Below are 13,628 nucleotides of genomic sequence, written 5' to 3'. Positions count from 1 at the left end.
ACATCAGTATTTAAATAGTTATTTCATTATTGGGAATGTTTAAATGAGAGGTGGAAATATGCAAATCGGGGAAAGAATCCGTCAAATTCGTATACATAAAGGAATGACACAAGGAGAACTTGTATCAGAAATATGTTCTATAGCTTATTTAAGTAGAATAGAGAATGGACAAGTTAAACCGTCTTCTTCATTTTTAAAAAAGGTTTCTCAAAAGTTGAATGTTGATGGGGATTTTCTAATAGACGGGAAGAATGAGAAGATAGAATCTAACATTCTTAAAATATGTGAAAAGTATAAAAAAGATGAAAGGATAACGGAAACAGAATTATCTTCATTAGAACTGTATGTTCGTGATACGGACTCAATACCTTTATTACTAAAGATTTACGGTGTTCTCATATATTATCATGTGCGAAACAATAACTTATCATATGTAGCACCACTTGTCGATCAAGCTTCACAAGTGATTCCGAATCAAGTAGGAACACAAGATCAGGAAGATCATATATATTATCTAATGGCTAGAGGGCTTTATTTTTCTAATAAAGAAGATTATGTTACTGCACTTGAAATTTACAAGAAGATAGAAAATATGCTTGGTCCTGAAGAAACGGAGCAACATGCTCATATATACTATAACTTAAGTTTAGTGACTCAAAGTTTATATAAAGATCAAAGTATAAGCCGATTGTATGCTAAAAAAGCCTATAAATTGTATGAGAAATTTAATATAGAACAACAAAAAATATATGTGTTAATTAATCTGGCGATGCAATATAACAAGGATAAACTACCAGAACAAGCCATTGAATCTTTGAAACAAGCAGAAAATGAAGCAAAGACAAATAACAATCCTTTGAATGTATGTTTGATTGCGTATAATTACGGGAAAATTTATCAAGGCTTGCAAGACTATGCGAATGCGATTCCATACTATGAAAAAAGTTTAGAACTGAGTGACTATCTCTCACGAACAGCTGATAAGGTGTATATACTACGGAATCTAATAGAAATTCATATAGAACGAAAGGACTGGCAAACTGTTAATAAACTGATAGATGATGCATTTGATATTCTATCTATTTGTGATATACCTTATGCACATGTTCAACTCTATGGATTTAAAGCCCAAATATCTAAACTACGGGGAAATGATGATAGTTTTGAGAAAAATATGGAAAAAGCAATTGAAATAGGGCTAGAAAAAAAGCAATATTCTTTAGTTCGAGAGTTGGCTCTTGAACTAGGAAATTATCTTTATGATAGTCGTGCATATAAACAATCTGCAAAATATTTTAAAATTGCAGCCGAAAATGTATTAAATTAAGAATAGCATTTGATTCACTGAAGGTAGAGGGGAACAGACATGCAAATTGAATTTCGTATACATAAAGGAATGTCACAAGGTGAACTCGTGTCGAGAGTATGCTCTATCGCTGATTTAAGTAGAATACTGAAATCAAATGGTTTCTTAGCTAAGGTGTCAGAAGATTGAAAATGAGAGTAACTCTTGTTTTTAATCTTCTGTTTTATATTTTGTTACATAGAGATTTTTATTGTGAACCGTTTCCTTTTTAGCTAGTAATCAAATATGTATAATTGCATAAATAAATCGAAATATATAAGTTATTATTAAACTACATTTTTAATGTAGAAGGATATTTTTACTTCGAAGTGAAACCGTTTACGTTATCAATAAAATTAAGACTTAGGAGAATGGTATGAAAAAGAAATTATGTACATTGGCTCTCATAACAGCAATTACTTCTAGTGCTACGGTAATTCCAACAGTAGCAGAAGCTTGTGGAATAGGAGAAGTAATGAAACAGGAGAACCAAGAGCACAAACGTGTGAAAAGATGGTCTGCGGAGCATCCGCACCATCCTAATGAAAGCACACACTTATGGATTGCACGAAATGCGATTCAAATTATGAGTCATAATCAAGATAAGACGGTTCAAGAAAATGAATTGCAATTTTTAAATACTCCTGAATATAAGGAGTTATTTGAAAGAGGTCTTTATGATGCTGATTACCTTGATGAGTTTAACGATGGAGGTACAGGTACAATTGGTATTGATGGGCTAATTAGGGGAGGATGGAAATCTCATTTCTACGATCCTGATACGAAAAAGAACTATAAAGGGGAAGAAGAGCCAACAGCCCTCTCGCAAGGAGATAAATATTTTAAATTAGCAGGTGAATACTTTAAGAAGGGTGACCAAAAACAAGCTTTTTATTATTTAGGTGTTGCAACGCATTATTTTACAGATGCGACCCAGCCAATGCATGCCGCTAATTTTACAGCTGTCGATATGAGTGCCTTAAAGTTTCATAGCGCCTTTGAAAATTATGTGACGACAATTCATACACAATTTGAAGTGAAGGATGGTAAGGGTACATATAATTTAGTCGATTCTAATGACCCGAAACAGTGGATACATGAAACCGCTAAACTTGCAAAGGCAGAAATTATGAATATTACCAATGATAATATTAAAACTCAATACAATAAAGGAAACAATGCTCTTTGGCAAAGAGAAGTTATGCCAGCTGTTCAGAGGAGTTTAGAAAAAGCGCAAAGAAATACGGCGGGATTTATCCATTTATGGTTTAAAACATACGTTGGCAAAACTGCTGCTGAAGATATTGAAAATACTGTAGTAAAAGATTCTAAAGGAGAAGCAATACAAGAAAATAAAAAATACTTCATTGTGCCGAGTGAGTTTTCAAATAGAGGTTTGACCTTTGAAGTGTATGCGAGGAATGACTATGCACTATTATCTAATTACGTAGATGATAATAAAGTTCATAGTACGCCAGTTCAGTTTGTGTTTGATAAAGAGAATAACGGTATCCTTCATAGGGGAGAAAGTGTACTGCTGAAAATGACGCAATCTAACTATGATAATTACGTATTTCTAAACTACTCTAACTTGACAAACTGGGTACATCTTGCAAAACAAAAAACAAATACTGCACAGTTTAAAGTGTATCCAAGTCCGAATAATCCATCTGAATATTACCTATATACAGATGGATACCCAGTAAATTATCAAGAAAATGGAAAAGAGAAAAGCTGGATAGTGTTAGGAAAGAAAACAGAAAAACCAAAAGCATGGAAATTTATACAGGCTGAATAGGATCTTCTATCGTATAGAAAAAATGTGTATGTAGTTTTAAAATATTTCATGTGTTTAGAAAGAATTGTTTTCGTTCATTAGTTAACATTAAATTTTAAAGGGGATATGTGTATATGGTGTTCCGAAATCCAAAACTTGCTATTTTTACTATTTCTTCATTTTTTATTTTAGGTTCTTCATCCCTAGCATTTACAGATACCGTCTATGGTGAAGGAACTTCCTCGGCCTCAAAAGTAAATCAAGGGGTAATCGCAACTAATTATGATGATACGTATTATAATAGTGCGAAGGGGAAAACGGGTTCAGAATTAAAAAAGGAGCTTCATACTATTATTGATAATCATACAAAGATATCATACAGCGCGGTTTGGGAAGCACTAAGAGATACTGATGAAGATCCAAATAATAAAAATAATGTACTCCTTTTATATACAGGGCGTTCGCAAGGGAAAATTACAAATGGTTCAGGAGTAGATAATTGGAATCGAGAGCATGTTTGGGCAAAATCTCACGGTGATTTTGGGACAGCAGCAGGACCAGGAACGGACCTTCACCATTTAAGAGCGACGGATGTATCTGTAAATAGTTCACGTGGAAATTTGGATTTTGATAATGGCGGTGTGAATCATTCGGAAGCGACAGAATGTAAATATGATAGTGATTCTTGGGAACCTCGTGATAGTGTAAAAGGAGATATCGCTAGAATGTTATTTTACATGGCCGTTCGTTATGAAGGAGATAATGGCGAAATAGATTTAGAACTTAACGAAAAAGTGAATAACAATAAAGATCCATATATGGGGAAACTATCAGTCTTACTAAAATGGAATGAACAAGACCCTGTTGATAACTTTGAAAGAAAGCGTAATGAAATTATATATACAAAGTATCAACATAACCGTAATCCATTTATTGATCATCCTGAATGGGTAAATGAGATTTGGAAATAAACAAGTAAAGTCATGGTTTTATAAAAGTTTAAAGTAGAAAGGAGTGGTTCTTATGACCACTCCTTTCTTATATTTATTCTACAATAATTGGTCTGTAAGGGATTGGTGAGGAGAGTATCATAGAGGTTTTTACGGTACCAAATGGGATTACAATATCGATTAATGATTCTAATTCTTTCATTGATTGCACAGCTACTTTTAAGTAATAGCTACTTTCTCCTGTTACTCGATGACATTCAAGTATTCTATGTTCGTTGTATATTTTCTCTTCGAATTTTTTACAGGGGATTTTTAAGTTCTCTATTCTTAAAAATGCTTGAATTCCTTTGCCAACTGCATCAGGAGAAATACGTGCTGTATATTTTTCGATTATCCCTGCATCATGTAATCGTTTGAGTCTTTCCGTAACACTAGGACGACTAAGGTGTAAATGTTCTGTCATTTCTTTAATCGTCATTCTGGCGTCTTCTTGTAAAAGTAAAATTATCTTTTTATCGATTTCATCCATAAAATGTACTCCTTTACGAAAATGAAAATAAATAACTAAAATACCTTCATAATATAAAGTTAAGAAAAAAACTATGTTCATTTTTGAATATAAAATAGATACATAACTTTCTATAATTTAAATATAAATGGAGGTGTATAAAATGTCTAATGATTTTAAAGAAACGATTTCTATTGGAAAGGGGACAGCTTTATATGTTGGGGCAGTTTTAGGATCGGGAATTTTAATTTTGCCGGGTATGACAGCGAGCATAGCGGGGGGAAATGCTATTATTTCTTGGCTTGTAATGATCTTGCTTAGTATCCCGCTTGCGTTTACTTTTGCATTCTTATCTATTGAGTATCCTAGTGCAGGTGGAATTGCAACGTTTTCTGAAAAAGCTTTTGGGAAAAATGTTGGAGCTATAATAGGTTGGTGTTTTTTTATTGCTGGAAGTGTTGGGCAAATTATCGTGTCTCTAACGGGCGGGATGTATATTACTAAAGTCTTCGATTTCCCTGCTTACTTTGCATATGTAATTGCTTTGTTTATATTAACTACAGCTATTTGTTCAAATTTCTTCGGGTTACAAATGAGTGGAGTATTTCAAGTATGTATAGGTGTATTAACTTTTTTAATCTTACTTCTAACAATTGTTTGCTCATTACCTACTATTGAAATGAAGAATATAAGTTTGAACGTATCGGGAAATGAAATACAACCAATTTTACAGGCTTCATTATTCATATTTTGGTCTTTCTTTGGATGGGAAGCTATTTCAAGTTTAGCACCTGAATTCAAGTCTCCCAAAAAAAGGAACATCGTTTTTTCAACAAGTGCTGCAGTTATTATTATCGGATTTTTATATATAGGAGTTGCTATTTCAGTAATCGGGACAGGTGCATATTTTAAGGGGGCTGATAATAGTACTGCACTTATAATGGTAATAAAAAATACATTAGGTAGCCAATTCACATGGCTCGTTGGATTAGTAGCTTTCATGATTTGCTTAGGTACAACAAATGCATTTATAGCAAGTATGAGCCGGCTGGGTTATTCTTTAGGAAAAGAAGGGTTTGCTCCTAAGTATCTTGGATATTTAGATAATAAAAGGAATGCACCGACGTATGCTTTAATGACAGTTGGATTCATCGCAGTAACAGGGGTTTTCATAAGTTTTATTTTTCATATTAGTCTAGATAAATTAGTATTAATCCCTAATTCGTTAGGAATTGTTACATATATAGTAGGTACTGCAGCAGGAATAAAGCTAATAAAGAATAGATTGGGAAAGACTTTTTCTGTAACAGCATTTGCATGTTGCGTAATGGTATATCCGTTTATTGGTGATGTAATTGCCATTCCAATTGTAGTTACGTTGATGTGTTTAATGTATCTATATATATCCAAAAGAAGAGGCAGTAAATGCACGCTATATAAATAAGAAGAAATAGAATAGGAAAAAATACTTGCATAAAAGTCAAAATATTTCAAGATATTAAAATTGAAATGATTCGTATATAATTAGCTAATGAATACATGATTGTAACTATCTGTAAAAACAGGAGGCTATAGAATGAATCAAATCATCAATCATCCAACGCGGTGGGATTTGGAAAGATTATATCCTGAAACAAAAGACCCTATGTTTTCTACAGAAATAGAGAAAATTGAGCAATTAATAGAAATATATAAAGAAGAGGGAGATTCAGAAACTCTTTCAAAAATTATACAAAGAATCGAAAAGGCAGAGTATTACTTTTACTGTTTATCTACTGAACAAGTAGATGAATCTATAGTAGTTTTACCACATTCAAAAATAAATAATTTGAAGACAGAAGTTCAATTATTACTACAAAGAGGAAATCGTGAAAAAAATAACATTCACGAAAATCGAAATATTCATTTTATAGAAAATGAATTAAAAGCTTGGGAAGATATGTACATACAATTACGAAATAGATTAGAAATACATAATAATAATGAAGTCTTTTCATTTGGAAAAGCAAACTATCTTGCGATGAATGCTGAAACTCATCATGAAAGATTAGCGGTATTTTCTTCTTTTACAGAGGCATTGGAAAAGGAGAAAGCGGTATTTGCTAGCGTGCTTAATCAAATGGGGAGGTTGCGTAATATAAAAAGTAATCTGTTACAAGAAAAGGGAGTCTTGTCACAATCCCTTCAAACGAATGGAATTTCTGAAAATGCATTGTTTGCAATGTGGAATATAATTGAACAGAATCTTGAAAAGTTGTCAGGTGTTCTAAAATTTTATAAAGGCAGTAAAGAAATATTTACATGGCATAAACTTATGACGCCAAATCAAAATGAACAGATTGATATTCCTTTTCCAGTAGCAATAGAGAATATATATGATGCTTTAAAAGAAATCGATGAAGAACTAGCTCAATTTGTACAGCGCGCCATTACGAACGGGTGGATTGATGCTGAACCAAGAGATAATAAGCCTCCTAGTGGATTTTGCGCTCCTTTTTTAAGCGAAGGAGAATCTCGAATTTCATTAAGGTATGATGGAACTTTAGACAGTGTACGGATATTAGCACATGAATTAGGACATGCATGGCATTTTTATGTAATGAGCCATGAACAGTCTACCGCATTTTTGGATGATTATCTTCCAATGAGTATGGCTGAATCAGCATCTATTTTCTTTGAAATGGTACTTGTAGATTATTTAGTTAAAACAGCAGAGTGTAGAGAGCTGAGAAAATCGTTGCTCAGCTGGAAAATCAGAAATAGCTTTAATTATGTAATGGCCATTCGAGCATCCTTTCAATTTGAGCAAACATTTTATGAAGAAATCTCAAAGGGGCCGTTAAGTGCAGATGAAATAGAAAAAATATCTATACGTTCACAAGAAGTAGCTTATGGAAATTCTCTAACAGAATACCAACCTTTTGTTTGGATGAAATATGGTCAATTTTATACAGCGAATGTTCCTTTTTACAACTATCCATATACATTTGGTTATCTACTAAGTTTAGGATTATTAGAAATTGCAAAACAAGATGGTGGTAAGTTTCATTCCAAATACAAAAAATTCTTATGTGAGACTGGAAAACGTCCGGTTGAAAAGTTGGTGAAACAATATTTTCATATTGATCTTGCTGATCATGAGTTTTGGGAGAAATCGTTGCTTCAAATAAATAAGGATATTGATGAGTATTTACAGCTTGTAAAAGAGGAAGTTTAAATTATTTATTATAAGAGAACACATAGGGGAAGTGTATGTAAGAAATGGAACAACAATACATAAAAGGCATACCATTTTGTAGCTTAGAGTATAAGAGAGTAATAGATTTATTAAAACATTGGTTATCTGAAAAGGGAAACAAGCCAAAGTTTATTGTTACAGCGAATCCTGAAATTGTGATGTCTGCTAAAGAAACTTCAGATAAATCTGTACGTTTTAAAAATATTTTGCTATCCGCTGACTTAATAACAGCTGATGGAATAGGTGTTATACTTGGTTCTAAAATTTTAAAGGGAACATTGAAAGAACGTGTTACCGGTGCGGATTTGACTCATGATTTAATAGAGTATTGTAATCAAGAGGGATACCGTGTATTTCTTTTTGGTGCTGCACCAGAAAGTAATGAGAAAGCATTAAGGAATTTAAAAATGCGTTTTCCACATGCTACTTTCGAAGGACAACATGGCTTTGTCAAAAATGAGCAGATAGAAGAAGTCAAACTTCGAATTCAAACATTTGAACCACACTTACTATTGGTAGGATTAGGATCTCCTAAGCAAGAAGTATTCATCTATGAAAATCTGCAAAAATTAAACGTACCATTATCCATTGGTATTGGAGGTATGATTGATATTTTATCCGGCACGGTAAAACGAGCTCCAAAATTAATGAGGGATACTGGAACAGAATGGTTATATAGGCTAGTAACACAACCCAAAAGAATAAAACGACAATTGATACTTCCAAAATTTTTAGTATCAGTTATGGCTGAGAGAGTCAGAAAAAGTATTCATTAACTTAAACTTTATATGTAATCGAGAAGAGGTAAATGACAAATGAAAAAAATTGGTATTATCGGAGCTATGCAAATTGAAATAGACTTACTTTTAGAAAAGCTAGAGATTCAAGAAGAATTTACGATCGCCAAAATGCCTTTTTATCGAGGGGTTTTCATGGATAAAGAGATTATTCTTACAAGGTGTGGAGTTGGAAAAGTGAATGCAGCTTCATGTGCCCAAACTTTAATAAACAAATTCGAAGTAGATTGTATGATTAATACAGGTGTTGCAGGTGGATTATATACAGGTATGAAAGTTGGAGATCTCGTAATTTCCACGAATGTTACACATCATGATGTAGATAAAGGACAAATGAAGAATTTATTTCCATTTCAAGAAACATTCATTGCAGATAAGGAATTGAGAGAACTTGCATTAAATTCATGTAATACAATCGGACTGGAAGGAAACGTTTATGAAGGAAGGATTGTTAGTGGGGAATGCTTTGTTGAAGATGCGCAGCTGAAAGAGAAATTAATTGCTGAATACTTGCCGCATTGTGTAGAGATGGAAGGTTCGGCGATTGGTCATGTTGCGTATATAAATGATGTACCATTTCTTGTCATTCGGTGTATTTCTGATACTGCGGATGATGAGGCAACTATATCATATGAAAACTTTGCAAAAGTTGCAGCGAATCAATCTTCGAGGGTTATTGTTGAAATGATTAAAAATATGAAAAGTTGTATTGGGATATAAAAAATGAAATTATATTTAAAGGCATTGTCTAAAGATGACGGGAAAAAGATATATGACATGTTGCAAGAAATTACTCCCAATGACAATGGATTTCACAACGAAATTCATGGGGTATCATATCAAGAGTTTAACTTATGGTTAGAAAGAAACGAAGGCTTTTCAAGAGGTATTGGGCTGGAAGGTTGGATGGTTCCTCAAACCACATACTGGTTGTTTTATAATCAAACACCAGTTGGATATGGAAGAATTCGACATCGACTAAATGAAAACCTCAAAAATAACAGTGGTCATATAGGTTATGCTATACCCATTTCGCAACGTGGAAAAGGATATGGAAATGAGTTGTTACGGTTGTTGCTAAAAGAGTGTTCAAAGATGGGGATTAAGACTGTTCAAATCGGTGTCAATATTTCTAATATACGTTCAAATAGAGTTGTTCAGTACAATGGAGGCATACTATCAAAGGTTACAGAGAACAAGAATATTTACCATATTAATATTTAAAAGAAAGTATCTCTTTGTAAAAAAATCTGTTTCTTGTTTGTACAACAGGAAATAGGAACGAAGGTGCTCTAGTTGAATAAAGCTTTAAACATAGCATATAAAAACGCTTGGATAACCCCAAGCGTTTTTATATGCTAAATATACTGTTATTTAATATGCAAATTCTGTTGCGAAATCATACGCTATTTATACTGTGATTAGGTTTTTTCTCCACGTTATTCGAATTACTTATTTATATAGGAAATTCCTTTTTTCATAGAATTAGAAATTTAAAACCCAAAATATTATTGGAAGGTGATTTAAGTGGGAGATTTACAAATGAAACAAATCAAAAATTTATCACAAGTTGATATCACTCATCTTGTGGAAGAAAGTAAAAAAGAAGGATTTAATTTTCTTATAAAGTTAGTGAATGAATACAGAAATAAAACAAATATATTTAATAAGAAGGGGGAGTGCTTGTATGGCGTTTTTCAAGGTGAAGTTCTTATCGGAATCGGTGGCATAAATCAAGATCCGTATACGAAAGCTAAAGCAGTTGGACGGTTAAGAAGGTTTTATATTTCAAAAGCATATCGAAGGAAAGGAATAGAGAATTTATTATTAAAGAAAATCTTATCTGATGCAAAAGTTTGCGTAACTTTCCCCACTTCGAAGATGGAGTGGTATCTAACAATGTAGGATCTTCTTTGGTTAATGCTTGTCCAAATTCCGTAATTTCACAATTACTTACGAATAATTGACTAAAACTAAATGATTTTTGTCCCCACTCATAATAAATAACCTTAGTTACATTTGACAATCCAACAACTGAGTCATCTGTCACATCTTTGACAATAGCAGAAATGAAACCATTTTTTCAAAAATGACAACAGATTTGTTTATATATATTTTTAATTGGTCTGCCATCTCTTCAACGCAATCACAATATTGTGAATCCTCGTATAACATTTTTTCACTCCTTTTAAGTTAATTCATTCATATATAAATTATCGGTGAAAGTAACGAATGTCCGTACAGATTTGCAATTTTATCGATTATTCTTTTATGAACTTATTTATTATCGATAAGTTCTTTATCTTTATCTAAAACTAAATTTTCATCTCCTGGCATTAGTCTCCATTTCTTTTTTAGAACTAAACGGAACCATACACCAGGCAAAAATGAGGTTACCAATGCTAACATAACTATTACGGCAAAAAACTCTTGATTGATAATTCCTGTTGTATATGCAACTGAAGCGAGAACAATTCCCGGACCTCCACGGTCATTGATGGCTATTGCAAGATTGAGACTGGTCAATCGGTCTTGTTTTATAAGCCTAGATGTTATATAAACGGATAGAGTTTGAATTAAACAAGCAAATAAGAGAAATCCAAGGAAATAAAATGGATTAAAATTTTTAACAAGATTTAATTGTAATCCGACAATTGCAAAATAAAGTGGAGTAAACCAAGAAAAAGAAATCTTTGATACAGTATGCTCAATTCTATCTACTTCGTCTGTTGGAATTGATAGTTTGATCATAATACCAGCGAGAAGAGCTCCAAAAATGGTCTCTACATGCAGGTACCCTGCTAAGGCTGCTAACATGAACATGATGAAAAGGAAATATCCAAGAGGTGATGCCTTAAAGAGGAAATTATTTTTAAGAAATGTGAAGCGATTAAATAAAAAGTGACCAATTAATAGAACTCCTGCAATAAATCCAATGTTTATTAAAATCGTTGTGAATCCTAAACTAAATGTAATAGTACCTCCATGGCTTGCTATTGCTGTTGCATATCCTAAAGCCACCCATAATAAAATATCGTGTACGCCAGCACAAGCCAGCACTATTTTGGCAAATCTAGTGCGCATGATTCCTAAGTCGTTAAATATTTTAGATATAACTGGTATAGAGGTAACCGCAATGGAAATAGCGATGATAATCTTGATTGCAAGAGGATTGTTTGCACTTCCTAAGTAGGAAGTAACATTTAATAAATCTGCAGCAAGCCAACCTGCAATAAATGCTGGGATGGTTGCCCCTACAACTAAAGCAGAAGTAATTTTTAAATCCTCTTTACTAAATTTTGTCTGAAATTTTAACCCTGAACTAAACATGAGCATAAGTAAGCCAAATTGATAAACAAGTCCAAATAACTTGCCTTCTCCTTCGAAGCCTAAAAACATCCATTGGAAAATATCAGGGAAAAAATGGCCTAACAAAGTTGGTCCAAGAACAAGCCCTGCCGATATTTCTCCGATAACCCGAGGAATGAATATACGTTCTGCTAAAAATCCCAATAGGTGGGCTAACGCTAATAAGCAGCCCATGGCAAACAGAAAATGGGCGATATCTATACTCTGTAAACTCAAAATAACTATCACACCTTTCTACTAAGATTAATTTATAATATGTAGTAAATGAAAAGGTGCGTAGGTTGGAGTATAGCTACTATATAAAAAAAGAGAAAGGCCCTTTTTGTTTATCTAAGATTCTACTCTTCTTGAACCTCATTATCCGTTTACGGGTTCCAAGACATGTGGATAACATAATATAGCTACTATTAATAAGTAGCGGTAAACCAGCCCAGTCATTGCATTATGAGTGGGTTGAGATTAAAAATATGAAAAGTAATATAGTAGTGTGATAGGAATGAAAAAAGGACTTCTTTTAAATGGGAAAGTCCTTTTTTGTAGTATTACATATTACAGGTAGGTGATGGAGATGTGGAAATTTCAATTGAAACAAATTGAAAGCCTATCACAAGTTGATATCACTCATCTTGTGGAAGAAAGTAAAAAAGAAGGATTTAATTTTCTTATAAAGCTAGTGAATGAATACAGAAATAAAACAAATTCATTTAATAAGAAGGGGGAATGCTTGTATGGCGTTTTTCAAGATGAAGTTCTTATCGGAATCGGTGGCATAAACCAAGATCCGTATACGAAAGCTAAAACAGTTGGACGGTTAAGAAGGTTTTATATTTTAAAAGTATATCGAAGGAAAGGAATAGGAAATTTATTACTAAAAAAAATCTTATCTGATGCAAAAGAGCATTTTCAAATTGTCGTTTTGTATACAGACACAAAACAAGGTAGTCAATTTTATATTTCAAATGGATTTAGGAAAAGTGAAGGGTATCAAGGATCGACTCATTATTTAAGATTATAAAGAAAAAGATTCCATACGGCACAATCTTATGGAATCTTTTTATAAGTAATTATAATTTAACTTTTAAATGCTGCAATAAATGTTCAGGATGACCTTGTACATAATAAAAATGCGGATTATTTTCATCATCATAAATCATGATATAGGGTTTTTCGTTAAGCGGAAGGAGTACAAGAACTTCATCTATCGTTGTATGTATCCATTGATTTGTAATGGTAACCGGTTTAGATAAAGGGATTTTTATCAAATGACCAGTTTTAGGGACAACGTTTAGATTTTTAAATGGTCCAGTAATGGATTTGGCATATTGTATTGCCTCTTTTTGAATTTCTGCATCTAGAGATTGTTTTTGCACGACCATCTCTTTTTGACAATCAAATACTTCAATTTGTTTATTTGTTTCTGCGAGAACATTTGTTGCTAATAAAAATGAAAAAAGAAAAAGAAATCCTATTTTTTTAAACATGGAACAACACCTCATATTTATTATTCCCTCAAATCCTATAAATATTTTTTGTCACATTCATGTAACAAAAATGTTGTACCATAACAAAGTAAAATAAGAAATCCATTTTACTTTGTTATGAAAATGATTACAATTTATAGGATATATATAGTTAATGGAGGAA

Annotated in this window: 13 protein-coding genes and 1 pseudogene; 11 read left to right on the top strand and 3 right to left on the bottom strand. The window is 32.6% G+C overall.

The features are described from left to right. Positions 1-58: 58 nt before the first annotated feature. From AAIE21_RS20350 to AAIE21_RS20335, 4 genes are all read left to right on the top strand, one after another. On the top strand, positions 59-1,327 hold the full coding sequence (locus tag AAIE21_RS20350; protein WP_343268458.1) for a helix-turn-helix domain-containing protein: 1,269 nt from the start codon (positions 59-61) through the stop codon (positions 1,325-1,327). A gap of 39 nt (positions 1,328-1,366) precedes the next feature. After that, positions 1,367-1,495, top strand: coding sequence for a hypothetical protein (locus AAIE21_RS20345; RefSeq protein WP_343268457.1), 129 nt, complete (start codon positions 1,367-1,369; stop codon positions 1,493-1,495). A gap of 226 nt (positions 1,496-1,721) precedes the next feature. Then, positions 1,722-3,143, top strand: a complete 1,422-nt coding sequence (locus tag AAIE21_RS20340; RefSeq protein WP_343268456.1) for a zinc dependent phospholipase C family protein — start codon at positions 1,722-1,724, stop codon at positions 3,141-3,143. Between the two features lie 113 nt (positions 3,144-3,256). Continuing rightward, positions 3,257-4,093 carry an endonuclease I family protein gene (locus tag AAIE21_RS20335; RefSeq protein WP_343268455.1) on the top strand — a complete coding sequence of 279 codons (837 nt, stop codon included), beginning with the start codon at positions 3,257-3,259 and terminating at the stop codon, positions 4,091-4,093. A 73-nt stretch (positions 4,094-4,166) separates the two neighbouring features. Here the strand turns inward: AAIE21_RS20335 and AAIE21_RS20330 are convergent, their stop codons facing one another. Continuing rightward, positions 4,167-4,601 carry an Lrp/AsnC family transcriptional regulator gene (locus tag AAIE21_RS20330; RefSeq protein WP_343268454.1) on the bottom strand — a complete coding sequence of 145 codons (435 nt, stop codon included), beginning with the start codon at positions 4,599-4,601 and terminating at the stop codon, positions 4,167-4,169. Positions 4,602-4,743: 142 nt separating this feature from the next. On the opposite strand from AAIE21_RS20330, the gene AAIE21_RS20325 reads away from it, so the two are divergent. The 6 genes and pseudogenes from AAIE21_RS20325 to AAIE21_RS20300 all read left to right on the top strand — a co-directional run. After that, positions 4,744-6,024, top strand: coding sequence for an APC family permease (locus AAIE21_RS20325; protein WP_343268453.1), 1,281 nt, complete (start codon positions 4,744-4,746; stop codon positions 6,022-6,024). A gap of 132 nt (positions 6,025-6,156) precedes the next feature. Continuing rightward, positions 6,157-7,797, top strand: coding sequence for a M3 family metallopeptidase (locus tag AAIE21_RS20320; protein ID WP_343268452.1), 1,641 nt, complete (start codon positions 6,157-6,159; stop codon positions 7,795-7,797). 44 nt (positions 7,798-7,841) lie between these two features. Further along, a complete protein-coding gene (locus AAIE21_RS20315) occupies positions 7,842-8,594 on the top strand; it encodes a WecB/TagA/CpsF family glycosyltransferase (protein ID WP_343268451.1) in 753 nt (250 codons plus the stop codon). 39 nt (positions 8,595-8,633) lie between these two features. After that, positions 8,634-9,335 carry a 5'-methylthioadenosine/adenosylhomocysteine nucleosidase gene (locus tag AAIE21_RS20310; RefSeq protein WP_343268450.1) on the top strand — a complete coding sequence of 234 codons (702 nt, stop codon included), beginning with the start codon at positions 8,634-8,636 and terminating at the stop codon, positions 9,333-9,335. A 3-nt stretch (positions 9,336-9,338) separates the two neighbouring features. Continuing rightward, positions 9,339-9,839 carry a GNAT family N-acetyltransferase gene (locus AAIE21_RS20305; protein ID WP_343268449.1) on the top strand — a complete coding sequence of 167 codons (501 nt, stop codon included), beginning with the start codon at positions 9,339-9,341 and terminating at the stop codon, positions 9,837-9,839. 303 nt (positions 9,840-10,142) lie between these two features. Next, positions 10,143-10,469, top strand: a pseudogene (locus AAIE21_RS20300) (GNAT family N-acetyltransferase); the annotation flags it as partial. A 423-nt stretch (positions 10,470-10,892) separates the two neighbouring features. Here the strand turns inward: AAIE21_RS20300 and AAIE21_RS20295 are convergent. Beyond that, entirely contained in the window at positions 10,893-12,200 is a 1,308-nt protein-coding gene (locus AAIE21_RS20295) for a cation:proton antiporter (protein ID WP_343268447.1), read from the bottom strand. 352 nt (positions 12,201-12,552) lie between these two features. Here AAIE21_RS20295 and AAIE21_RS20290 point away from each other — a divergent pair, with 352 nt between their 5' ends. After that, positions 12,553-12,999 carry a GNAT family N-acetyltransferase gene (locus tag AAIE21_RS20290; protein ID WP_481858699.1) on the top strand — a complete coding sequence of 149 codons (447 nt, stop codon included), beginning with the start codon at positions 12,553-12,555 and terminating at the stop codon, positions 12,997-12,999. Between the two features lie 49 nt (positions 13,000-13,048). Here AAIE21_RS20290 and AAIE21_RS20285 read toward each other — a convergent pair whose 3' ends face one another. Further along, a complete protein-coding gene (locus AAIE21_RS20285) occupies positions 13,049-13,465 on the bottom strand; it encodes a hypothetical protein (protein WP_343268445.1) in 417 nt (138 codons plus the stop codon). Positions 13,466-13,628: the final 163 nt, after the last annotated feature.

The sequence above is a fragment of the Paenibacillus sp. 102 genome (assembly GCF_039549175.1).
Lineage (GTDB): Bacteria > Bacillota > Bacilli > Bacillales > Bacillaceae_G > Bacillus_A.
The sequence above is the reverse complement of the archived record's forward strand: the minus strand, read 5'-3'. Positions and strand labels throughout refer to the sequence as shown.

What these genes read in the sequence shown, in the direction of transcription:
- AAIE21_RS20350 (WP_343268458.1), top strand. Translation starts at nt 59, where the DNA reads ATGCAAATCGGGGAAAGAATCCGTCAAATTCGTATACATAAAGGAATG.
- AAIE21_RS20345 (WP_343268457.1), top strand. Translation starts at nt 1,367, where the DNA reads ATGCAAATTGAATTTCGTATACATAAAGGAATGTCACAAGGTGAACTC.
- AAIE21_RS20340 (WP_343268456.1), top strand. Translation starts at nt 1,722, where the DNA reads ATGAAAAAGAAATTATGTACATTGGCTCTCATAACAGCAATTACTTCT.
- AAIE21_RS20335 (WP_343268455.1), top strand. Translation starts at nt 3,257, where the DNA reads ATGGTGTTCCGAAATCCAAAACTTGCTATTTTTACTATTTCTTCATTT.
- AAIE21_RS20330 (WP_343268454.1), bottom strand. Translation starts at nt 4,601, where the DNA reads ATGGATGAAATCGATAAAAAGATAATTTTACTTTTACAAGAAGACGCC.
- AAIE21_RS20325 (WP_343268453.1), top strand. Translation starts at nt 4,744, where the DNA reads ATGTCTAATGATTTTAAAGAAACGATTTCTATTGGAAAGGGGACAGCT.
- AAIE21_RS20320 (WP_343268452.1), top strand. Translation starts at nt 6,157, where the DNA reads ATGAATCAAATCATCAATCATCCAACGCGGTGGGATTTGGAAAGATTA.
- AAIE21_RS20315 (WP_343268451.1), top strand. Translation starts at nt 7,842, where the DNA reads ATGGAACAACAATACATAAAAGGCATACCATTTTGTAGCTTAGAGTAT.
- AAIE21_RS20310 (WP_343268450.1), top strand. Translation starts at nt 8,634, where the DNA reads ATGAAAAAAATTGGTATTATCGGAGCTATGCAAATTGAAATAGACTTA.
- AAIE21_RS20305 (WP_343268449.1), top strand. Translation starts at nt 9,339, where the DNA reads ATGAAATTATATTTAAAGGCATTGTCTAAAGATGACGGGAAAAAGATA.
- AAIE21_RS20290 (WP_481858699.1), top strand. Translation starts at nt 12,553, where the DNA reads ATGTGGAAATTTCAATTGAAACAAATTGAAAGCCTATCACAAGTTGAT.
- AAIE21_RS20285 (WP_343268445.1), bottom strand. Translation starts at nt 13,465, where the DNA reads ATGTTTAAAAAAATAGGATTTCTTTTTCTTTTTTCATTTTTATTAGCA.